Source organism: Halosaccharopolyspora lacisalsi (genome assembly GCF_014137975.1).
Taxonomy (GTDB): domain Bacteria; phylum Actinomycetota; class Actinomycetes; order Mycobacteriales; family Pseudonocardiaceae; genus Halosaccharopolyspora; species Halosaccharopolyspora lacisalsi.
On the sequence record NZ_JACGWZ010000002.1, the window covers coordinates 723,344 to 746,225 of the forward strand.

Genomic DNA, 22,882 nt, shown 5'->3' on the forward strand with positions numbered 1-22,882 from the left:
ATCGGGGCTCTTGGTAGACCGAATGGACCAGTCGCCCCCCGTCCACGGAGGACGACAAACCCGCTATGATCAACCGGATGGTATTGCCGACCGCGTCCGTGCGCTTCCGAGCGGGAGCGCGACGTGTTGCCAATATCACACCCCGATCGCACGCCGCCGAGTCATTCGCTTTTTCACCCCGAGGGACAGATGACAGACGTGTTCGCTTCGATTTTTCGTCGGTACGGCACCACCGCGCCGCGGCCCGCGATGCGTTCGGCGGGCATGGCCGCCCTCGTGGTCGCCGGATCCGTCGCCCTCGCACGCCAGCACCAGCGGGTCACCGCGCTGCGAGCTGACCTGCGAAACCGTGAGGCGCGGTTGCGCGGTCGGGAGCAGGAGCTGCACCACCTGATCACCGAGCGCCTGCCCGCGCTGGCCGAGTCCCTGCGCACTCATACCGTCGAGGGCCCCGGCCCACTCGGCACCGACGATCCGAGCCACGCCGAGTCGTTGGAAACACTGATGCGCACGGTGGACGAGGCCCTCCGGCACATGCGCGACCGCGTGGAGCAGTCGGCCACCCAGACGCTGACCGGCGTGCTGGCCACGGTGCGGGGCCTGGCCGCGGAACAGCACACGACGGTCGCGGAGATGCAGCACCGCCACGACGACGCCCACGTACTGGCCGATCTCTACCGGATCGACCACGCGAGTTCCCAGCTCACCCGGCGGTTACGGGCGCTGGCTGTGCTCTTCGGCGCCTGGATCGGCCAGCAACGCTCGACGACGAACCTCCACGAGATCATCCGTGGGGCGCAGGCCCAGATCCGCGACTACCAGCGCATCACTATCAATCCCCACGCCCAGGACCCGGGTTCCCCCGTGATCGACGATCTGGGGATCGTCAGCCGCGCGGTCGAACCGCTCGTGCTCATCATCGCGGAACTGCTGGACAACGGTGCCCGTTACTCGCCGCCCTACGCCCAGGTCACCGTCGGTTTTCAGGCCGCTCACCACGGGATAGCCGTCACCGTCGACGACGCCGGCGTGGGGATGCCGCTCGAGGAGCGGCAGCGGGCGACCCGGCTGTTGACCCAGGGAAGCGCGACGCTCGGGGACCTGGACGACCCGCCTCGTGTGGGATTCGCCGTCGTCGGGCTGCTGGCCGCGCGCTACGGCTGCACCGTTTCCGTGGACGCTCCGCCGCTCTACGGCGGAGTGCGCGCGGTGGTGTTCGTCCCCAACGAGCTCCTGACCCACGACGCTCCGAACGAACCGGCCTCCCGGCAGGAACCGGAAGTCCCCGCCGAGGTACCAACGCAGCACACCTCCGGTGGTCTGCCCAAACGCACACGCCGCACACACGCCCCGGACACCGCGGAACCCAACACCGCGGCCGTGACGGACTCCGCCGGCAGCGCCGCCGGACTGGCCGCGTGGCAGCAGGCCTCGACCGCGGCCCACACGAGTTCCACCGGTGAGAACGAGGAAAGGAACACGCACTCATGAGCACGAACACGGTACGCCGCCCCGACCTGCGGTGGATGCTGGATGACGTGCTGCTGCCGGAGGTGCGGAGCGCGGTGGTGCTGGCCCGCGACGGACTGGTGATCACGTCCACGGGGCGGGTGACCGACGACGAGGCCGATCGGTTCGCCGCGTGCCTGTCCTCGCTGCAGGCGACCTCGGCGATCGCGGGCGAATTCTGCGGCGATCAGGAGACCCCGGCACCTTGGCAACAAACCCTGGTGGAGTTCGACGACGCCTACGTATTCCTGATCGCCGCGGGTACCCACGCCTACATGGGCGTGAGCACCAGCAAGCAGGTCGACATGGCTCCCGCCATCCAGCGGTTCCACGCGGTGGTGCAGAAACTCGGTGCCGAGCTGGGCACGTCACCCCGCTCCGGCGACGATCAGCCATGACCTCCCGACGGCGAGCACGGCCGGAGCTGGTACGCCCCTACCTGATCACGGGCGGTCGCGCTCATCCGAGTCGGCACGCCCTGGACCTGACCACGCTGGTACGCACCACCGAAGCGGACCCCACCACGCGGGAGCTCTCGCCCGAGGGACAACGCGCGGTCCGGTTGTGTTCCGGCGGAGCGCTGTCGGTCGCCGAAATCGCCGCCCACCTGGGAACCCCGCCCAGCGTGACCCGGGTACTCGTGGCCGACCTGATCGACGACCGGTTTCTCACCATGCGTACCCCGGCGCAGACCGAGGGGCCGGACGGCGAAATTCTGCGGAAGGTGCTGGATGGACTCCGGTCGCTCTGAGGCCGTCCACGCCGCCGACGGCATCAGCACGACCGGGCACGACGAGCTCGGCGAGGCTGCCCCGATCACCTGCGACGCCCGTGAGCTCGTGTCCCTCCGAGGAAGCGCTGATCGCACCGACACGGTACCCGCCTGACTCCCATCGCCCAGGAGAGTTCTTGACCAACACCGACCACCCCGCGCCCGAGTGCCCCGCCCGGGTCTGCCTTTCCGACCCGAGCTTCGCCGCCGATCCCCACCGGGTCTACGCCGCCCTCCGCGAACAGGCTCCGGTGGCCCGCGTCGACCTCGCTCCGGGGGTGCCGGCCACCCTCGTACTCGACCACCGGACGGCGCTGAGCGTGCTGCACGATCCCGCCACGTTTCGCAAGGACTCCCGAAGGTGGCTCCAGCACGCCCCCACCGACAGTCCCCTGGTGCCGATGATGAGCTACCGCGAGAACGTGCTGTTCCAGGACGGACCCGAGCACGAGCGGCTCCGGCAGGCGATCACCGACAGTTTCCGCCGCGTGGATTCGATCACGCTGCGCGGCCACGTCACCGAAAGCGCCGAGGCACTCATCGGCGAGTTCGCCACGTCCGGGCGGGCCGACCTGCTCACCCAGTACGCTCGCAGGCTGCCCGTGCTCGTGCTCAACCGCCTGTTCGGCAGTCCCGCCGAGCTCACCGACCGCATGGTCACGGCGATCACCGCGCTCTGGGACGGCACCGACGTCGAGCAGGCCAACGACGAGCTGGCCCGGTGCATGGTCGAGCTGATCGCGGTGAAGCGCCACGCGCCCGCCGCCGACATCACCTCCTGGCTACTGGCCCATCCGGCCGGGCTCACCGACGAGGAAATGCTGCACCAGCTCATCGTGCTCGTGGGGGCCGGTGCCGAACCGATGCAGAACCTCATCGCCAACGCCCTCCGGTTGTGGCTGGCCGATGAGCGCTTCGCCGGGGACCTCTCCGGCGGGCGGTTGCCCGTGGAGGACGCGCTCGACGAGGTGCTGTGGCAGGACCCGCCGTTGGCCAACTACGCCATCACCTACCCCGTCGATGACGTGGAGCTGGCCGGGTACCACCTGCCCGCCGACGAACCGGTCGTGATCAGCTTCGCCGCGGCCAACACCGGCCTGGCCGGTGACTTCACCCGACGGGACGGCAACCGAGCACACCTCGCCTGGAGTGCGGGGGACCACATGTGTCCCGCGCGTTCTCCCGCTCGTCTCATCGCCTCTGTCGCTATCGAGACCATTTTGGATAGTCTGCCGGACATGGAACTGGCCGTGCCCGCAGTGGAGCTGGAGTGGCGTCCCGGCCCCTTCCACCGGGCTCTGCGTGCGTTGCCGGTGCGGTTCCCGATCCGCGATGCCGACAGCCACGGAGACGTCACCCCATGGAACAGCCGTCCTGTCCGTACACCCTGAACTCCCGTGACCCGCACGAGGACGCCGCCCGGCTGCGTCGGCACGGCTCGGCCACACGGGTGCGGCTCCCCGGCGGAGTGACGGCGTGGTCGGTCACCGACCACCGGTGGTTGCGGGAACTGCTGGCCGACCCCCGGGTCTCCAAGGATCCCCGACAGCACTGGCCCAGCTGGCAGCGCGGTGACATCCCGCAGGACTGGGCGCTGGCCTCCTGGGTGGCGGTGCGCAACATGTTCACCGCCCACGGGGCCGACCATCGACGGTTGCGTTCCCTGGTCTCTACCGCGTTCACCCCGCGACGGGTGGCCGCGCTGCGCCCGGCCGTCGAGGAACTCACCACGGGTCTGCTCGACGAGCTCGCCACCACACCGCCCGGTCGACGCGTCGACTTGCGGGAGGCGTTCGCCTATCCCCTACCCATCTCGGTGATCTGCCGGTTGTTCGGTGTGCCCGACCAGGCCCGTCCACGACTGCGACGCGTGGTCGACAGCGTTTTCGACACTTCCTCGTCGCCGGAGCAGGTGCGGGCCACTCAGCAGGAACTCACCGCGCTGCTGACGGAACTGATCGACGACAAGCGCCGGAATCCCGCCGACGATCTCACCAGTGCGCTGCTGAACGCCCGCGACGACGAGGCGGGCAAGCTCGACGAGCAGGAACTGATCGACACGTTGATTCTGCTCATCGGTGCCGGGCACGAGACGACCGTGAACCTGCTCGATCACGCCATCACCGCCATGCTCTGTCACGACGACCAGCTCGCGCTCGTCCGCGACGGTCGCGTCAGCTGGGAAGCGGTGATCACCGAGACCCTGCGGTGGCAGGCTCCGCTGGCCAACGTGCCGCTGCGCTACGCCGTCGAGGACATCGACGTCGGGGACGTCGTCATTCCGCGGGGCGAACCGATCCTGGCCGGCTACGCCGCCGCGGGACGCGATCCGGTCCGCTACGACGATCCCGACGACTTCGACGTCACCCGCGACGACAACACCGACCACCTCGCCTTCGGGCACGGTCCGCACTACTGCCTCGGCGCACCGCTGGCGCGGCTCGAGGCCGAAATCGCCCTGCCCGCGCTCTTCGACCGCTTCCCCGCCCTGCGCCTGGCCGTCCGGCCCGAAGAGCTCGAACCCACCGAGGGCTTCATCGCCAACGGACATCGCGCCCTCCCCGTCACCCTTTAGTGCTTCCCGGTTTCGCGCGAAACCGGGTAACCACCCGACGATGGGGAGCGGTTACTTCGCTGGCGTTGGCCGGGATTGGCCGTGCTCGGTCGGAGGTATGACGAGTCTGGGCGAGCCTTTCGGAGGTGGGTAGAGATATTCGGCGGCGGGGAGGTCACGCGGTCGGTCCAACAGGAACGCCTGGAAATGTCCGATCCTGCCCTCCAAGCGGGCCACACCGCGCCCCGGAGGCCACACCGCTCCGTAGACGTCGGTGGCCGAACGCCAATCCCGTCCGAGCACCGACTCCGCACCGGCACGGGGTACGGGCCCCATGACGACCACGTCGTCGAGCAGGTCTCGCACCGCGTTCGGGATCATCTCCTCGGAGTCGGCTCGTCGGGTCACGAGAATCAGTCGCACGTTCGTCTCCCGGCAGTGCCGGGCGAAGCGGGAGCAGAATCGGTCGAACCGCCCTCCGAGGAGTGCCCGTATCCGCCGTGGTTCCTCGATGACCACGCACAACGACGGATGGTCCGGTTCGGTGGAACACCGCCCACCGCGGTACTCGACGTTGTCCCAGTGCCGGGACTCCACGATCGAGGCGAGGTGTCGCAACGCGGTGGCCCAATCGCGGGGTGTGCGGGCGACCGCCCGTATCCCGTGCCGCCCCGCCAACACCACGTAATCACTGCTCGACGCGCCGTCCAGCACGTACATGCCCCCGGGGAAGAAGCCGAGACGCATCGCACGCGCGCACAGCCCGCGTTTGAACCCGGTCTTCGCCGCCGTCCCGACGACCAGCAGATTCCGCTCGGGATTCCAGGCACACGCCGGAAGGCGCGGCTCGGTGGGGCCGTCGGCGCACCCCTCGTCCGTCTGCCCGGCCGCGTCCTCATTGGTCACTCCGAGCGGAACCGCCCGACAGGGGCCCGACCAGTGCCTGTCATGGACACCGGTGGGCAGCGCGGATACCGCGCGCATCACGAACACCGGCCGTTCCATCGACCACGAGACCTCGTAGGACACCCCCGTGTCCCGCAGGGCCTCAGCGAGCAGGGCAGCCAGCCGGTCACGGCGGTAGGTGTCCGGGTTCGCCTCACAGCGGATCTCCGCCGCCACGAGTCGGCGTCCGTCCCAGCGCGCGTTTTCGACCCGAAGCTCCTCCGGGACGATGCCCGCTCCGGAGGACACGCGACGCGCCAGCACCGCGCGGACGCGGGCGCGATACCGCTCCTCCTGCGTCATACCGAGAACACCGACCAGCGCGGCCAGGATCACCGCCAGCACCAACCACCCCGCGACGGCGCCGAGCCCGACGACAGCCGCTCCCGCGACCAGTCCCCCCGCTCGAGTCCGGAAGCCCCATCCCTCCGGAACCACCAGCCACGCTCCGAGCCGGAAGACCACCAGCGTCCCCACTGCCAGCAAGAAAGGACCGAGGACCGCGGACCACCACGTGTAGCGCAACAGCACCAGCAGTGCCAGCAGCGTCAGCACCCCACCGAGGTAGGGAGCCGGGGTGCGGCGCACGTCCAACCACGCCGCACGCACCTCACGGGGCCCCGGCCCACGCCACCAGTCGCCGAGTCGCCTCCGATGGGACCACACCACTCCGTGCGAATCCGACCGATACAGCCTGCCCACGGCATCAGTCGACCAGTTTCCGTCCCACGTCGCCACTCGCCACCACCCGTCGCCGCAGCGGCGAGAGCGGCCACCGAAGCGGTGAACACGGCGAGTAACGTCCGACAATCACTCATCACTCGAAGGAAATAATCGAAGACCCGAAATCTCGCGCGTTTCTCACCATGAGCGTCCACGGTTCCGAGAATCGCACGACAGGCAACGGAGCCGCCTCCGTGCTACTCTCCGCTGCCATGCGGAACAAAATGTGCGTTTCGGCCTCGATCACCGTCACGATCGGGGCGTTGGTGGCCGGGTGCGCGGTATCCGATCAAACAACTTCGGATTCCGGAACCGGCAAAAGCGCCGGAGGAAAGCAGGATCAGCAGGCGGCCCCCGCCCCCGAGGAGAAGCTCGACCTGCTTCCGGGGATGCCCCCTCCCGCGGATCCGGGAAACGTGTACGCCGCGACGCGCTCGGGCAAGCTCAACGAACCGATGCGCCAGGCGAGGGAACTGGTCTACGTCCCCAACAGCCTCGACGACACGGTCTCGGTCATCGACCCGAACACGTTCGAGGTCATCGACACGTACCCCGCCGGGGACGAACCCCAGCACGTGGTCCCCTCCTACGACATGCGCACGCTCTACGCGGTCGCCGACAAGGTGCCCGGGGGGTCGCTCACCCCCATCGACCCGAAGACGGGCAAGCCCGGCACGCCCATCAAGGTCCAGGACCCGTACAACCTGTACTTCACCCCCGACGGCAAATCCGCGATCGTCGTCGCCGAGGCCTACAAGCGCCTGGACTTCTACGATCCGAAGACCTGGAAGATCCAGAGCAGCATTTCCGTGCCCGGATGCGCCGGTGTCAACCACATGGACTTCACCGCGAACGGCAAGCGCGCCCTGATCGCCTGCGAATTCGCGAACCGAATGATCGTACTGGACGTCGCGAACCGAAAAATCATCAAGAAGTTCGACCTGAATCAGGTTCCGAACGGCAAGCCGCAGGACACCCGGCTGTCGCCCGACGGAAAGACCTTCTACGTCGCCGACATGATCGCAGGCGGCATCTACCTCTTCAGCGGGGACGCCATGAAGTACCGCGATTTCATCCCCACCGGGGACGGGGCGCACGGAGTGTACTTCTCCCGGGACACGAAGCGGATGTTCGTGACGAACCGCGGTGAGGGCAGCGTGAGCGTGCTCAGCGCGAACACGCACGAGAAGCTCGACAAGTGGCACATCCCCGGCGGTGGAAGCCCGGACATGGGAGCGCTGTCCCCCGACGGCAGTCAGCTGTGGCTGTCCGGGAGGTACGACTCGGAGGTCTACGTCTTCGACACCAAGGACGGCTCCCTGTTGAAACGCATCCCTGTCGGCAACGGCCCGCACGGACTGACCTACATGCCGCAACCCGGCCGCTACTCCCTCGGCCACACCAGCAACATCCGCTGAGGGGTTTCTTCCGCCACGGTCCGCGAGCGGCCCGGCAAGCACGTGTTCGCCGCGGTGGCAGGGCGGGCTCTCAGTAGACGCAGGGAACGTCGTCCGCCGTGGTCGGCCGCTGCTCGACACCCGGTTCCGCCGACTCCCGTGCGCCCGTCTCGCTTTCGGCGGCACGATCTCCGCCGAGTCCGCTCGTACCGGAGAAACCGGCCGTGCCGCCGGGGCGCTCCTCCGCCGACCCGGACCGCGTCGGCCGGTCGGTCTCGTCCGTTCGCCCCGACAGCAGGTCGTCCACGTAGCGCTCGACCCGCTTCGGTTTCGCCACCACCTCGCCACCACGCAGCCGCACCGGGATGGTGGAGAACTCGATGTCGTCGGCGGCGATGCCGCGCATCTTGCCGGCGAAACCGACGATGTTCCATCCCTTGTCCAGGGTGACGGAGTTCTCCAGCGCATCCATCAGGGCCGAGACCTTCGCGGGGTTGCCCAGAATGCCCGCGGACAGGATCTTGTTCGCGAGACCGGCCAGGAACGCCTGCTGACGCACGACCCGGTCGAGGTCACCACGAGGCAGTCCGTGGCGCTGACGCACGAACGCCAACGCCTCGGACCCGGAGAGCACCTGCGGCCCGGCCGGAAAGACTGCACCGGAGTACTCGCTGTCGTCGACGGGCCGTCGCAGGCACACCTTCACACCACCGACCGCCTTGGTGAGCCGGTAGAAACCCAGCAGGTTCACTTCGGCGTAGTGGTCGATGTCGACTCCCGCCAGTTCCTCGATGGTGGAGACGAAGAACTTCTGTCCCGCGGTCCGGGACTTCCTGGCCAGCTCCGCACCGGTGACTCCTCGCCCACGCAGGCGCTGCTCGGCAGCGGCCTGCGCACGTGCCAGCGCGGAGTTGAGCTTGTGCTCGCCGAACCGATCGAGGTCGACGAGGGTGTCCCGGGGAAACGACACGGCGCTGGCGCGCCGTCCGCCGTCGGGAATCCGCACCAGGATCATCGTGTCGGTGAGGTTGTTGGCCGAACCGTCGGAGGAGGCGCGAAGTTTTCTCAGCATGTTCTCGGAAAGCTGCTCACCCTGCGCGTTGACACGACTGTCGTTGCCGACGAGCAGGATGTCGGTCGCACCGTCCGGGGCCTTGGGGCCGGCATCGGCGATGACGTCGCCACCCCGCACGGACTTGTTGAGCTCGTGCAGCCTGGACCATCCGTAGCCGACCGTGCCCAGCACGAGAACCGACACCACCACCAGGAGGGCCTGGAACGCCCGGATCCAGCTTCTCCGGCCGCGCTTGCGAGGTCTGTTCGCGTTCTCGTTCCACTCGTCGAGGACTCGGGACGGTCCCCGCGGATGTTCTGCCGCCCGTGGGGACGGTCCTTCCCCGATCCGACGAGCTCCGGAAGGAGTTCCCCCACCTGTTCGACGGGACCGACGACCTCCCCGCGAGGACGCGCCCGGCCGTCGCCGTGACCAGTCAACCACGCCACACCCCCTACAGAGAGCTGCCGCGGTGGTTGTGAACCGTGAAGCGGGACAAAGGCGGGCAGCTCCCGCACAACTCGGATGATCGGGACGATCGCGTGTCGAGCGGCGAAGGGACCACGCCCCCACAGCCCCACGGGCTCGGGACGGCGCCGCCAACCCAGTATAGCCGTGGCGGGCAGTTCGAGCAGCCGCTCGAACGAAACCGAAATGCTCGAATTACTTTCGCGTTCAACGCGATCGATGTGCTCGACGGCCGACCACCACGCCGAACCGATATTCCGACCAGCCGGAATGCTCCAACGGGATTACTTCGCATCCCGCACCGGCTGCCCACGGTGAGCAAGCGATCTCTCCCGCGAGTGAACCCTGTCGCCTGTCTAGGGACTTCCGCCGAAAACCGTGGACCCCGCTCCGATCACTATATTAATTTCAAGCGCGCCATGCCGGGTTCGCCCGATCCCGTGGCTGGTGAAACCATCGACGAGAAGAAACGAGACGCCATGACCGACACGAACGACAACGGTCCGAAAGAACCCCAGGACGGCGACGGCACCGGCCGCCGGGATTTCCTCAAGAAGGCCGCCACCGGTGCCGCCGCTGCCGCGGGCGGCCTCGCCTTCGGAAGTTCACAGGCCTTCGCGTCCCCGCGGTTGCCCGAGCCTCCCGAGGTCGGTGCGGAGATCCCGTGCAGCTGTCTGGCGCCCGGAGTCCCACTGACCATCCAGACCTCCACGATCAGGATCGACTTCAGCGGTCGGATCAAGGTGCGCGTGGAGGCGGCGAACCCGCTGAACCCCTGGAGCCTGAAACTCAAGGTCATCGGACACGAGGTCACCGGCTACGACAACGGAGACAGCGGAGACAACGAGACGAACGCCAAGAGCGCTCCGCGTGAGGGCCTCGGTCAGGTCCGGATCAAGCAGAGCGACGCCGAGTTCACCCCGAACAGTCTGCTGGAGATGACCAACAAGTTCCCGCCGAAGTTCGAACAGACCATGTTCCTGGACTTCACCATGACCATCGAGAACCCACCCCAGCAGGTGATGGAGCGGGCGCTGGGCGTGTCGATGACCAAGAAACCGGAACCCCTCGTGCTATCCACGAAGAACCCCGGCAAACTGGTCGGCCAACTCGACCAGTTCCCCCCGCAGGGCGCTCCCTACAAATTGCAGAACCCGATCGAGCTGGTGATGCCCAACCACGACGAAACCATCGCCACCCTCGACAAGTTCCCCGTCACGGTCGGAGAAATCACCGGTTCCTGAACCCGTCCCCTTCCGCTCCGGCTCGCGGCTGCCGCGGCCGGAGCGGCTCCCGGTCCGGAACCGCGAAAGTCAGTCCGGCGCGCCGACCGCTCCCAACCCGAGCACGGTGGAACACCGCAGCACCGCTTCGGGATCTCCGGACAGTGCCAGCTTGCCCTCGCCGACCGCGTCGAAGGGAGTGCAGGTGCCCGAACCGATGCGCACGAACGTCGCCGCGTCGGTCGTGGCGACCAGGGCGGGGCCCCGGGCGGCTCCCCGCGCCGCCGTCGTCGTGCCGTGGTCGACGAGCAGGTGGAACACCTCGTCGTCGACCCGGAACTCGTACTCCTCGCGGACGTTCGGGCACCGGGTGGCGTCGGCCATGGACTCGATGGCCAGGAATCCCCAGTGCGGGCGGACCACCGCGTCCTCGGGCACCTCGTCCACCAGCGCCATCCCCCACCGCGCGAGGCCCTTCACCGGCTCCCGCAGGGACTCGCCCGCCTCGGTGAGTTCGTAGACGTAACCACGCTCGGCACTCCCCCGGTGGCGCAGCACGCCCAGCGTGCACAACTTCTTCAGCCGATCGGCGAGCAGGTTGGTCCCGATGCCGGGCAGGTCGGTGAGGAGCTCGTTGTAGCGGCGCGGCCCCAGCATGCATTCCCGCACGATCAGCAGGGTCCACCGTTCACCCACGGCGTCGAGGGCGGCTGCGAGACCACAGTACTGCCGATAGTTGCGCTCCCGTCGCTTCGCGGCGCCTGTCGTCACGCTTGCCTCCGTTCACCGCGACGAGCTCACTCACGGTGGCTTCACCGTACCGCTCGTCGGCGACCGCCGTGGACTCATCACCGCACCGGCCAGCACCGTACCGCTGCCGACGACGACCGAGACGGCGAAGAACCCGGAAGGAGCGGTGACCAACGTGGCGAGCGCGAGCGGACCGGTCAGGCCACCGAGCTTGCTCGCTCCGGCCACCTGACCGAGTCCTCTGCCCTGAACGCGGCGCGCGTAGTGCACAGAGGACATCGGCACGACACTGGCCACCATCGCGTTGCTGAACAGCACGGTGGCGGTCAGCGACAGCACGAGCACCCACCCCTGCTGTCCGCTCAGAATCACCAGCCCGAACAGGACCAGTGCGCTCCCGGCTCCCGCGGCCAGCACCCGAGCACAACGCTGTGGTGAACTGTGGCGCAGCACCAGGGCCAGGATCACGGCCACCGGCAGGGACACCCAGGACTGCGCGGCGAGGAGCCGCTCCCCTGCTCCACCGGTCAGCCCGGACGAGCGCAGCACCGTGGGGACCCAGGTCAGCACGCCCAGCGCCATCAACCCGGCCATGAAACCGTAGAAGGCGTGACGCCGGTGCTGCTGATGCCCCGTCAGGGACGAGGGGGCCTCCTCGGGGGAGGAACTCCGTGCCGCGACGTCGCACGTGGACGGAACCAGGGGAAGGACCAGCAGGACCAGCGCACCGGTGAACGCTCCGACCAGCCAGAGGGACCTCCACCCGTACGCGGGCACGAACAGGGCGGCGGACTGACTGGCCACCAGGTAGCCACCGGCCGTGGCCACACCCGCGATGAGCGATCCGACCGCGGGCACCCGGGACGGGGACACGAGGGTCGTGAGCGCACTGAACACCACCGGCATCAGCCCGCCCACGGCCAGCCCCATGAGCCAGCACATCACCAGGTTTCCGGTGAAGGTCGGCATCGAGCCGCATATCGAGGTCGCGATGAAGCCGAGGGTGGACAGCAGCAGGGTGCGTCGCACGCCGAGCCGGTCCACCAGCGCCCCCCACAGCAGTGAACCGAGCACGGTCCCCGTCAGGCCCGCGATGGGCAGCAGCCCGGCGTACTGGGTGCTCAGACCGTACTCCTCCCGCATCCCGGGCAGCACGAACCCGAGCGTGGCCGTCTTGGACACGTCGACGATCAGTGCCGCGGTCAGCACGACCAGCGCGACGACAGCGGCGGGGCGGGAGGGGCTTCGAGTGGCGCGCGGCGGTTCGGCCGGAGTGAGCAGTCCGGCCAGCGCGGTCACCATGCCCACGGTGATGAGCACCATGTCCCGGTGATGACCCTGGTACGGCCAGAACTCGACACGGACGCCGCCGGTGAAGAACACGATCGCGTGCCGCACGGAGACCGCCACGACCAGCACCGTTCCCAGCGCCGTGGGGGCCACCGTGGCGATTCGCCGCCCGCGCCCTCCGGCCGTCCGGGCGTGCTCAGCCACGTCCGCTCTCATCGGTTCGACCTCCCGTACGGTTCCAGGGCCGCGAGAAGCTCCTCCGGCACGGCCACCGGCCGTGGCCCCTGCTCGGTCCGTCTCATGCACGTGGTGGTCTGCGCTCCCCGCGCCACGAGCTCGGCCGACGCGGTGAGGCGGTAGTAGTCGAAGTTCATCGAGATCGTGGTGTCGTTCACGGACTCGAGGGTCATCCGCAGTTCCACGGTGTCGGCGGCGTAGAGCTCGCTGAAGTAGTCGCAGTGGCAGGACACCGTGGCCAGGGCCAGATCCTCCTCGGTCAGGGCTCGCAGCACCCCCGGCGCACGGTCGACGAGGAAGTGCTCGCGGCACTGTCCCTGCCAGCGCAGGTAGTTCGCGAAGTACACGTTGCCGACGAGATTGGTCTCCTCCAGAGTCACCAGGTGGCGGTAGTCGTAACTGGGAGTCGTCCACATCATGGCTTCCTCGTCAGGATCGCGACGGAGACAGGATCGGCGAGGCCGAGCACGAAAACAACCGCCGAAACGATGACGGCGTCCCCGCTGCGGAACAGGATCAGGCCCCCGTCGTGGACGCCTTCGAGCACCAGCGGGTCCTCCGACGAGTCGGCTTCGGGCAGGCACCGGCGGACCGTGGCCACCCGCGTCGCGCGAACGGCGAAGGGCTCCGGGCACGGCAGCGCCAGCTGATCGACCAGCACGCGATCCGCACCGAGCGGGTGCCGTTCCGCGTCCTGTTCGACCTGCTCGACGGCGCAGCGAGCCGATTCGGGCCCCTCCACGGCGAGCACGGTCCCGGCGGCACGGTCGAGCGAACAGGAGTCTTCCGCACCCGACCGGCTCTTCGTCCGGTGGACCCGGACACGCAACCTCGGGTCGAGGCCGAGCGCGGTGCTCGTGCGTTCCAAGTAGACGGCCAGCAAGGGCTCCGGCCACGGCTCGGTACGCGGCAACGGACCGACGTCGGTCAGCGTCAGCCCCTGCCAGTCGATCACGACGGCGCCTTCGCCGTCGCACGCCACCACGTCCCAGACGTAGCTACCGCCCGCGGCGTGTCGTTCGCTCGCCCGGATCCACAGCTCGGAGGGGTCGCCGGGAACCACCGTCAGGCGCTCGCAGCTCACCGGTAGCACTCTGCGGTGCGGAACGCAGGCTTGGAGAGCGTGCAGGGTGGCGTCGTTGACCGTGGGATCCCCCAACAGCGGTTCGGTGGCGAACCAGTGCGGCGTGTCCTTGGCCAGGATCCGCGCGCGACAACGGCGCGCTCCCTCGGCCGTCAACTCCCGCACCCGGCGGAACCGACCGGTGTGGAAGTAGACGGAGCCGTAGAGCTGATCGGCCCCGAGGGTGAGTTCCTCGTCCGTGACGGAGGGTTCCGCCGGTGGCTCGACCCTCGTCGGTTCCGCTGCCGTCAGGGTGAACACGGCACGAGCGTGGTCGGTCCGGAAGTCGGTCTCGTCCGTTCGCACGACCGCTTCGACGGAGTCGGCCCGACGCAGCACGCACATCCGCAGCTCGCGGGTGCCGGTTTCCGGCACGATGATCGGTCTGTCGAGCCGGATGTCGGTGGCCGCCCGCAACGGTTTTCCGGCGAGCCGCGAGGCCGCCTGCGACATGGCTTCCACTGCCACGACCCCGGGCAGCACCGCGGTTCCGTCGATGCGGTGCTCGGCCACGTGGGGGTCGCTGTCCAGGCCGACGGTGGCCTCGGCGACCAGTTCGACGCCGGGATAGTGCACCGGCACCCGCTCCAGGAAGCGACCCTCGAGCCCGGTGTTCGCGTCGGTGGCGGTACCGGCCAGGGTTCCCAACCGCCCGTGCACGGCCACCGAAACCGGTGTGTCCCGGGTCGCCAGCAACCGCAGGAACGTGTCCACGCCCTCGTCGACGGGGATCGGCGCGACATCGAGGCGGGTGAGGGCGTCGAGAGCGCCCAGCCGCTCCCCCATCCCGGCTTCGGACCACACCGACCAGTCCACGTTGAGCACTCGGCACGTCGGCATCGTGGCCGCGAGTCGCCGCATCTCGTCCCGCAGGGCGGCGTTGGCCAGCGCGTAGTGACTCTCCCCGGCCAGCCCCCAGGTACCGATCACGGATCCGAAGGACACCACCAGTCGCGGTTCGAGCGGGTCGAGGGCGTCCATCACGTGACGCAGGCCGGTGACCTTGGGGGCGAGGTGTTCGTGGATCCGCGTCGCGTCGAGCCCGGTGAAACCGATCGGCTCGTTGCGACCGGAGGCGTGCAGGACACCGCTGACCTCGCCCAGCCGTTCCCGCAGGCGGCCCACGGCCACACGTACCTGCTCACCGTCGGCCACGTCGGCGCGCTCGTAGGCGACGGCCAGTCCTGCCTCGCGAAGCCGTCGCAGGTTCTCGACGAGCTGCTCGTCGCTGCCGGGATCGGAACGCCCGATCAGCGCTAGCCGGACACCGGTGGCCCGCGCGAAGGCGGCGGCGCACTCGTGACCGATCCCCTTGCCCCCGCCGGTGACCAGCAGGACGTCACCGTTGCCCAGCGGCAGCTCCCCACCGTGGTCGAGTTCCAGCACTTCCTCCACGGGTTCGGCGACCTCGTCGGTGAGGACGTGTTCGCGCCAGCATCCCGGTTCCACGCGGGCGTGCTGCTCGGCCGCACGCAGTCCCTCGACGGTGGGTGGGACGCGCAGCACGGTGATGCCGAGCTCGGGATGCTCGTGCCGCAGGCTGCGCAGGAAACCGGTCAGCTCCGAGCCGTGGGTGACCGCCACGAGTCCTCCGGCTTCGAGAGCCGATCTCGCGGCCCGCAGCACGGTGTCGACCCCTTCGGTCGATGCCGGATCGGGCACGTACACCAGGGGACTGCCGTGCCGGCCGAACATCTCCGCCGCGACAGCGCTCAGTTCGCCTCCCGTGTGGACGTGAGCGGGCCAGTCACCGGGTTCTGCGGAGGCGAGCTCCTCGGCCGGAAGCGGGCGGTGCCGTTCGGCGAAGCACCGTATCCAGGAACGCAGTCCGGCGGGCACGGTTTCGGCCGCGGTCCCCGCGGCGACCGGAAGCGCTTCGACGACGTCGATCAGCTCCGTGACCGTGACCTGGGACAGGTTCAACGGTGCCGCGGGACGCCGCCTGCCGAGGGCGTCGGCGATCTCGGCCACGAGCTGGGTCACGCGCAGGGAGGTCAGGTGCAGGTCCGCGAGCAGCCGGGTGCCCGTCTCGATCACGTCGGGATCCAGCTCCGTGGCTTCGGCCAGCATGCTCCGAGTGACCGTCGCGACGTCCCGGGTGCCCTGCCCGGCGACCGGGTCCGGGGGTGGAAGCACCTGTTCGGCCGAAGCGTCCGGTTCCGCGATCGGCGCGGGGGTTTCGTGTTCCTCCGACGGCATCTCCGGCGCCAGCGAACAGGGATTGGTCACGAACACCGGATCGCGCCACGGATCGAACGACCGTGCCGGGCGACCGGTGAAGATCGGTGACAGGTCCGGGACGGCTCGGGCCGCGAACAGCGCCGCCACCGTCTCGCCCAGGGGACGATCCCGGTCACCTCCCGCGTCCACGCCCACCACGGGGACCGGGGAGCTCTCGGCGAGCAGGGTGGTGAGCGTGTGTCCGGGACCGGCTTCGCAGAACAGGTCGGTCTCGGCGGCGATCTCGTCCGTCGCCTCCCGGAACCGCACCGGCTCGATGATCTGACGCCCCAGCAGATCGGCGACGTCGTCGGTGGCTTCGAGCCCCCGACCGGTCACCGTGGACACCATTCGTCGCCGCGGCGCGTGGAACGTCGCCGCGTGCAGCGGTGCCCGGAAAGCCTGCGCGCAACCGGCCACCGCCGGTGAGTGAAAGGCGTGCGAGACCGGCAGGACCTTCGCGGGTGTCCCATGAGCCGCCGCGCGATCGGCCACCGCGCGTACCTCCGACAACGCTCCGGCCAGGACGTGGGAACGCGGCCCGTTGAACGCCGCGACGACCAGACCGGTGTTCGCGCACAGCGCTCGGGCTCCGGCCTCGTCGGTGCCGACGCTGACCATCCCCGTGTTCGCGACACCGTCCCGAGCCATCACCCGGCCACGCTCGGCGACCAACCGGGCGGCCTCCTCCGCGGACAGGCATCCGGCCCAGACCAACGCCGCGAACTCGCCGAGACTGTGCCCCACAGCCGCCACGGGCCGCACCCCGAGATGCTCCAACCACCGCAGCGCCTCCACCGAGGCGCGGTGAATCCGTGGTTGCGCCCCGGCCGTTCCCGCTCCGTCCTCGCCGGAAGCCGGTGGCAAGCACACCCGCGGCCAGTACCGCGCGAGCGCACCACCGGGGGAGGGAGCGGGAGCTCCCTGCCCGGGGATCAGCACGCTGACCCGCCCCGGGACATCGTCCCCGACGTACACCCCGTCGCAGCTGCGGAGCCGAGCGCGGGGCAGGTCGTCGAGCAGCGCGAGGGCGCTGTGGGCCCGCTTGCCCAGTTCCTCGGGAGTCGCCGCCACGAGTGCCGCCCGCGTCGGCCCCTGCTCGGTACTGCCGAAGTGACAGGCCAGGTCGTGCAGCTGCGCCTCGGACAACCGCGGTGCCAGTTCGGCCACCCGGCGCACCAGCACACGTAGCGCCGCCGTGTCACCGGCGCTCAAGGCCACGACCTCGGTTCGCGGCACCGGAGGTCGTGGTGCGGCCACCACGGGCGGCACGGTCGCGGAAGCGGCCGCTCGGACGACCACGTGGGTGTTGATACCGCCGAAACCCATCGCGCTCACACCGGCCACACGCGGACCACGCGGCCACGATTCCGGCTGCTCGGGCACCCGCAGCACATCCGCCGCCTCCCGCAGGCGGCGGTGCGGATGTTCACACCCCGTGGTCGGCGGCAGCACGCCCGTCTCCACACCACGAACCGCCTTGATCAGCGAAGCGACACCGGCGGCGGCCTTGGTGTGGCCGATGTTGGCCTTGACGGACCCGAGCGCGGCGGCCGTCCGCGCGGAGTGCCTCAAGCGCGCCAGTGCCTCGAGTTCGACCTCGTCACCGACCGCCGTACCCGTGCCGTGCCCCTCGTGGAGCAGGACCTCGGCCGGGTCCAGGCCCGCCGAGGAGTAGGCGCGTCGCAGTGCCAGCAGCTGCCCACGGATTTCCGGTCGAGTGATACCTCCTCGACCGTCGGAGGAGACCCCCCACCCGGGAATCTCCGCACGCACGGGCAGGCCCGCGGCCCGGGCGTCGCGCGTCCGCATCAGCGCCACCATGCCGCAGCCTTCGCCGGGCCAGAACCCACCGGAGTTCTCGTCGTAGACGCGCATCCGGTCCGCGGCCAGCGCTCCGGTCTTGGCGAAGCCGACCAGTTCGAACGGGTCCAGGCTCAGATCCACGCCCCCGGCCAGGGCGAAGTCGACGCTGCCGTCGACCAGCGCCCGGCAGGCGGTGATCACGGCCAACAGCGAGGAAGCGCACGCGCCGTCGACCGTGTGGCCTCCGCCTCCGAGGTCGAAGTGGTTGCAGATCCGACCGGCGATCGTGCTGGACAGCCCACCGGCGAGCGTCTCGTCGTCGGAGGCCGGGAACGGGTCCCGGTACAGCTCGGCGGCACGGTCGAGCGCGGCCTGCCGCTGCCGCGGCGGCACACCGGACTCGGCCATCGCCGCCGCCAACACCTTCCGGGTGTAGGGCCAACGCAACCGCAGGGTCCGCGCCCGGGTCACCTCACCGGTGAGGGTGTTGCCCACCACGACGGCCGCGCGGTCCCGGTCGACGCCGTCTCCGGTGGGCAGCCGTGCGTCGTCGAGAGCGCGGGCCGCGGTCTCCAGCGCCAACCAGTGGGCGGGATCGGCGGCCCGGTACACGGCCCCGGGAACGCGAAACCGCGCGCGGTCGAACTCCCAGCCGTCCAGTACGGCGGCGTGGGCACTGTAGGTGCGGTCCACGGCATCGCGATCACGATCGAAGTAGTCGTCCAGGTCGAACCGCTCCTTCGGCAGCCGACGGAACGCGCGGCGGCGGTCGAGCACGCTGTCCCACAACTGCGCGGGACCGTCGGCATCGGGGTACCGGCAGGCCATGCCGACCACGGCGATCGGCTCGACCGTTGCTGCGTCCTGCTCGTTCACCGTGTGTTCCCTTCCAGCGCGGCCGGACCGGCCACGGCCGGTTCGGCGGGAGCGGTCTCTTCCCGGACGGCCCGCCGGAGCCTGCCGCGGCGTGCCAAGTCACCACCGACGAGCACGGCACCGCGCAGCACACACGTGATCACCAGCGCGAAGAAGAGGCCGAAGACGATGTGCAACTGGACCAGCACCCCGTACACGGCCGCCGTGGCCACTCCGAAGGCGATCTGCCTGTCACGACGCGACGGTGTCGTTCCGGGATCCGTGATCATGTAGTTGGTGAACAGCAGGAACGCGACACCGGTGATCGGCAGTACCGCGCTGATCAGCGAAACCTCGGTGAGCGCTCCCCGCAGCCCGGCCTGCGCCACGAAACCGGCGACCCAGGCCAGGATCAGCGGCATCCTGCCGGTCAGCTTGGCGTTGAGCATCGTGCCCGCCGCCAGCAGCAGTACGGGAATCACCGCGTCCAGCCACCCCGAGACCCACTCGGTGAACTGGTAGGGCGGAGCGATCCCCACCCACGGAAACAGCAGGAGCACGGCCACGATGCCGGTGTTGCTCGGATTGAGGAAGTGCCGCGACCGGCCGTCCACCGACACGCGGACGATGTACTTGCTGGCCACCGCGACCACCGCGGCCAACATGACGGGAAGGAGACGTCCGTTGCCGTAGAGCAGCATCGCGCACGCCAAACCGGCGATGTAGGCCGGCAGCAGGAAGTCCACCGCTCGCCCCGGAGCACACCGGTACCGGGGACGCCGACGTCCGGCGAAGGCGTCCACCGATTCCAGCAGCAGCTCGGTGAGCACGGCGGTCAGCGCGACCAGCACCGGCGTTCGATAGGCCTGCTCGAACCCGAGCACCGTGTGCCCGAGCACGGTCAGCGCCGTGATCGAGACGGCGAAGCGGCGCAGCGCCGCGCTCCGGGGGTCGAATCCGGAGTCGGAGGATTTTCGCGGAATCCGGAGTTTCATCGTTGCTCCCTGAACGAACCGTCGGCTTGAAGGACGATCTCGTGCCAGCCGTGGGACAGCGTCACCGTCGTGGAGTGCCGACTCCCGCACGAGTCACGCCAGGAGAGCTCGACGGGAAGCGTTTCGGCCGCGCGGTCACCGAGGCCGAACAGGATTTCGGGTGCGTTGACGCCGCCGTGACCGTTGGCGGGATAGAGCTGCTGGGAACGCCGGGAACCGTCGGGCAGCAGCACCCGCGCGCGAGCTCCGATCGCCGGGCGGTCGGGCCCCGCACCGGCAGGACCGCACGGTGACGAGGTCGGCAACCGCAGGCGGAGCCCGAGGAACGCCCCGGCATCGGACTCGTTGTGATACAGCGTGGACTGGTCCCACTGGTTGGCGACCGCGAGGTCCTGCCGCCCGTCGGAGTCCACGTCGCCGACCGCCAGGCTGCGGCTGACCGCCTCGGTACCCACCCCCACCTTCTTGGCGACGTCGACGTAGCGGCCGTCGGGACCACGCACGAAGAAGGTGTTGCTGTTGTGCCCGGAGAGGTCGTCACCCGGCGTGAAGTTCGGCCACAGCGCGGGATTCGACAGGATCAGGTCGTTGGACATGGCCGCTTCCTGCAGCTGCGCCCACCGGTCGGTGCGTCCGGCGACGAACCCGGTGGCGTGCAGCAGCTCGGACTTGCCGTCGGCGTTGAAGTCGCCGGTCGTGACGTCCCAGCTCCATCCCGTGCGGGCCATGCCGAGACGCTCGCTGTGGTCGTCGTAGGGAGCGTGCCCGCGGTGCAGCGCCGCCCGGTCGCCGGTGCTGAGGTAGGCGAAGTTGCTCTCATGCAGCGCGTACGGATCGGTGATGTTGCTGACCAGGACGTCCGGCATTCCGTCGTCGTTGAGGTCGTCGAAAGCCACGCCCATGCCCTTGAACGAGTCGTGACCGACCACTCGGGACTTCGGCGTGCCCGCGTGCCGGGTTCCGGTCGCCTCGCGGAACCGGATACGCCCCGGAACGGACTCGTTGACCAGCATGTGATCGGGACCGAAGTCGTTGGCCACGTACAGGTCGGCGCGGCCGTCGGAGTCGAGGTCCTGGGTCCCCAGCGCCAACGTCCACTGCCGTACCCGATCCGGCGGAAAGACCCCGGGGACCTCGGCGAAGCGCACGTCGGGACGCTGCCCCGCGGTGCCCGAGACGAAGCGGAACATCCGATTGGTCCCCCCGTTGTGGGCGTTGGACAGCGAATCGTTCATCACCAGTTCTTCCTGGCGGGCGTTCGGGTCCAGGACGCGGGCGCCGTCCTGGAAGTAGTTGCCGAACACCAGGTCCAGGTGACCGTCTCCGTCGTAGTCGCCGACCGTGGCCGCGTTGGTGTTCCACACCCGGGAAGGCGTGATGAGCTCGCGGGGGAGGAAAGCCGCCTGCGAGGGCGGTTTCCCGGGCGACCGCAGGAAGATCACCGGGGAACGCCCCCAGTAGTACACGAGCACGTCCTGCCAGCCGTCCGCGTTGTAGTCGGCGGGCAGGCATCCCATCGGCGCGGCGGGGGCCGGGGACGGTGTGTCCGGTTCCAGGGCGAAGGGGCGGTACCGCTCTCCCGTACCCGGTGCCGGACGCACGGTCATGGTGTCGGTGCGCGGGTCGACCAGGCACAGGTCGTGGGACTCGGCGCCGCCGTCGAGAGCGAACATGCCGACACCGGCCCCCACCGAGGAGATCCAGGAGCGAATGTCCCGGTAAGCCGGGGCGACGGTGCGTATGTTGCGCGAGCCCGGGCCGTCCGCGGAGTTGATCGACCGGGCGGTGAATCGGAACGGTGCGGCCAACCGGGCGCGCTCCTCGGAGGAGGCCACGGGGAGTCTCGCCGCGTTCCAGACCAGTACGCAGCACAACAGGGCTGTGATCGTGGCCAGATGCTTGCGCAGCACGGAGATCATCGGGACGTCTCCTCCTGGTCGAGGCTGATGTTGCCGAACGGTTCACCGTGGCCGGCCCGGTGGTGGTCGCTCCAGAGTCGACGGATTTCCGCGCGCCACTTCTCGTAGTGCGCCGCGCCGTGTGGGCCGTCCCCCAGTGCGTCCCGAGCCCTGTCGGTCCATGCGGCCGCCTCCGACGCGGAGGCTCCCGTCAACGCGGCGGCGGCCTGTTCGACGTGCTCGGGCACGATGCCGCAGGCTCGTCGTGCCGCGCAGGCGAAGGCGCTGCCCTGGGCCACGGCCGCCGTGTGCCGACCGGCGAGCACGGTCAGCCGACCGAGTTCCCCACCGTCGGCACCACCGGCGTACGTCGCCGCCAGTCCGACTCCGCTCCACAGATCGGCTCGACGGTGCTGCGGGAAGTGCTCGATGCGCGGCGTGATGCCGTCCGGATCGGCGCACTCGTGGAACCACAGCGCCCGCCCGAGCCCCTGGTCCCGGATCGCGCGCTGTTCGGGTGCCAGACCGCGTTCTACGCGATGCCGCCCGATCACCGCGTCGGAGTGGAAGAACCCCTGGTGGAAACCGAAACCGTCCCAGCCGAGCCAGCGCAGCAGTGGGTCCCCCACCGGAATGCCCCACCAGGGACGCAGTCGTAATCGAGCGTGGGCCCACCCCACCCCGATGTGCACCACGTGGGGGTAAGCCGTCCCGACCCGTTCCAGCAGAGCAGCGCAGCGGCGACCACGGGAGAAGGTCATCAGGTCCAGCACCGCGCATCCCATCCCGGCGCCCTCGTAGGCGAAACCCCTCCACTGCGGTTCGAGTTGCTCGACGCGGTCGGTGACCGCATCGACATCGGTGAGGTCGACGACCGCGTTCACGCCGTCGACGAAAGCCCGGGCCGCGGACTCCAGCCGCTGTCGCGCCGGGCCGGGCCGCAGGCGAAACCGGCGAACACCGAAATCGACCTGGTCATAATTCTGCCGCAACAACGATATCGGGTTTCCCGTCGACGGCATTTTTCCGACAGCATCAAACAAGAATACTCCCTGCGGATACG

General features: G+C 69.4%; 17 protein-coding genes. 8 read left to right on the forward strand and 9 right to left on the reverse strand.

Annotated elements, in window-relative coordinates:
* Window positions 1-189: 189 nt before the first annotated feature.
* Genes FHX42_RS11225 through FHX42_RS11250 form a run of 6 tightly spaced genes read left to right on the forward strand, consistent with a single transcriptional unit; the run spans window position 190 to window position 4,856 of the window.
* Window positions 190-1,491: an ATP-binding protein gene (locus tag FHX42_RS11225; RefSeq protein ID WP_182544144.1), complete on the forward strand. Its 1,302-nt coding sequence runs from the start codon at window positions 190-192 to the stop codon at window positions 1,489-1,491.
* Window positions 1,488-1,907 (forward strand): roadblock/LC7 domain-containing protein, encoded by a 420-nt coding sequence (locus FHX42_RS11230; RefSeq protein WP_182544145.1) that lies wholly within the window; start codon window positions 1,488-1,490, stop codon window positions 1,905-1,907. The genes FHX42_RS11225 and FHX42_RS11230 overlap by 4 nt, the downstream gene beginning before the upstream one ends.
* Window positions 1,904-2,260, forward strand: a complete 357-nt coding sequence (locus FHX42_RS11235; RefSeq protein ID WP_182544146.1) for a DUF742 domain-containing protein — start codon at window positions 1,904-1,906, stop codon at window positions 2,258-2,260. The genes FHX42_RS11230 and FHX42_RS11235 overlap by 4 nt, the downstream gene beginning before the upstream one ends.
* Window positions 2,241-2,396, forward strand: a complete 156-nt coding sequence (locus FHX42_RS11240; protein ID WP_182544147.1) for a hypothetical protein — start codon at window positions 2,241-2,243, stop codon at window positions 2,394-2,396. Before FHX42_RS11235 ends, FHX42_RS11240 begins: the two co-directional genes overlap by 20 nt.
* Before the next feature lie 22 nt (window positions 2,397-2,418).
* Window positions 2,419-3,672, forward strand: a complete 1,254-nt coding sequence (locus tag FHX42_RS11245; RefSeq protein ID WP_182544148.1) for a cytochrome P450 — start codon at window positions 2,419-2,421, stop codon at window positions 3,670-3,672.
* A complete protein-coding gene (locus FHX42_RS11250; RefSeq protein ID WP_182544149.1) occupies window positions 3,642-4,856 on the forward strand; it encodes a cytochrome P450 family protein in 1,215 nt (404 codons plus the stop codon). Before FHX42_RS11245 ends, FHX42_RS11250 begins: the two co-directional genes overlap by 31 nt.
* Before the next feature lie 51 nt (window positions 4,857-4,907).
* On the opposite strand, the gene FHX42_RS11255 is transcribed toward FHX42_RS11250, so the two are convergent.
* Complete coding sequence (locus tag FHX42_RS11255) at window positions 4,908-6,446, reverse strand: hypothetical protein (RefSeq protein WP_182544150.1); 1,539 nt, start codon at window positions 6,444-6,446, stop codon at window positions 4,908-4,910.
* 269 nt (window positions 6,447-6,715) lie between these two features.
* Here FHX42_RS11255 and FHX42_RS11260 point away from each other — a divergent pair, with 269 nt between their 5' ends.
* Window positions 6,716-7,921 (forward strand): YVTN family beta-propeller repeat protein, encoded by a 1,206-nt coding sequence (locus FHX42_RS11260; RefSeq protein WP_235987172.1) that lies wholly within the window; start codon window positions 6,716-6,718, stop codon window positions 7,919-7,921.
* A 70-nt stretch (window positions 7,922-7,991) separates the two neighbouring features.
* Here FHX42_RS11260 and FHX42_RS11265 read toward each other — a convergent pair whose 3' ends face one another.
* Window positions 7,992-9,164 carry an LCP family protein gene (locus tag FHX42_RS11265; protein WP_220480117.1) on the reverse strand — a complete coding sequence of 391 codons (1,173 nt, stop codon included), beginning with the start codon at window positions 9,162-9,164 and terminating at the stop codon, window positions 7,992-7,994.
* A 737-nt stretch (window positions 9,165-9,901) separates the two neighbouring features.
* Here FHX42_RS11265 and FHX42_RS11270 point away from each other — a divergent pair.
* Window positions 9,902-10,666 carry a twin-arginine translocation signal domain-containing protein gene (locus FHX42_RS11270; RefSeq protein ID WP_182544151.1) on the forward strand — a complete coding sequence of 255 codons (765 nt, stop codon included), beginning with the start codon at window positions 9,902-9,904 and terminating at the stop codon, window positions 10,664-10,666.
* Between the two features lie 69 nt (window positions 10,667-10,735).
* Here FHX42_RS11270 and FHX42_RS11275 read toward each other — a convergent pair whose 3' ends face one another.
* From FHX42_RS11275 to FHX42_RS11305, 7 genes are read right to left on the reverse strand one after another with little or no spacing between them, the layout of a single operon-like run.
* Complete coding sequence (locus FHX42_RS11275) at window positions 10,736-11,416, reverse strand: winged helix-turn-helix transcriptional regulator (RefSeq protein WP_182544152.1); 681 nt, start codon at window positions 11,414-11,416, stop codon at window positions 10,736-10,738.
* A gap of 30 nt (window positions 11,417-11,446) precedes the next feature.
* Window positions 11,447-12,889, reverse strand: coding sequence for an MFS transporter (locus tag FHX42_RS11280; protein ID WP_182544153.1), 1,443 nt, complete (start codon window positions 12,887-12,889; stop codon window positions 11,447-11,449).
* A gap of 8 nt (window positions 12,890-12,897) precedes the next feature.
* The gene (locus FHX42_RS11285; RefSeq protein WP_235987173.1) at window positions 12,898-13,341 is read right to left on the reverse strand and encodes an acyl-CoA thioesterase; all 444 of its coding nucleotides are present in this window, start codon (window positions 13,339-13,341) and stop codon (window positions 12,898-12,900) included.
* Entirely contained in the window at window positions 13,338-18,947 is a 5,610-nt protein-coding gene (locus FHX42_RS11290; RefSeq protein WP_182544154.1) for a type I polyketide synthase, read from the reverse strand. Before FHX42_RS11290 ends, FHX42_RS11285 begins: the two co-directional genes overlap by 4 nt.
* The gene (locus FHX42_RS11295) at window positions 18,944-19,921 is read right to left on the reverse strand and encodes an enediyne biosynthesis protein UnbU (RefSeq protein ID WP_182544155.1); all 978 of its coding nucleotides are present in this window, start codon (window positions 19,919-19,921) and stop codon (window positions 18,944-18,946) included. The genes FHX42_RS11290 and FHX42_RS11295 overlap by 4 nt, the downstream gene beginning before the upstream one ends.
* Window positions 19,918-21,840 carry a CRTAC1 family protein gene (locus tag FHX42_RS11300; protein ID WP_182544156.1) on the reverse strand — a complete coding sequence of 641 codons (1,923 nt, stop codon included), beginning with the start codon at window positions 21,838-21,840 and terminating at the stop codon, window positions 19,918-19,920. The genes FHX42_RS11295 and FHX42_RS11300 overlap by 4 nt, the downstream gene beginning before the upstream one ends.
* Complete coding sequence (locus FHX42_RS11305; RefSeq protein WP_220480118.1) at window positions 21,837-22,862, reverse strand: DUF1702 family protein; 1,026 nt, start codon at window positions 22,860-22,862, stop codon at window positions 21,837-21,839. Before FHX42_RS11305 ends, FHX42_RS11300 begins: the two co-directional genes overlap by 4 nt.
* Between the last annotated feature and the right edge of the window lie 20 nt (window positions 22,863-22,882).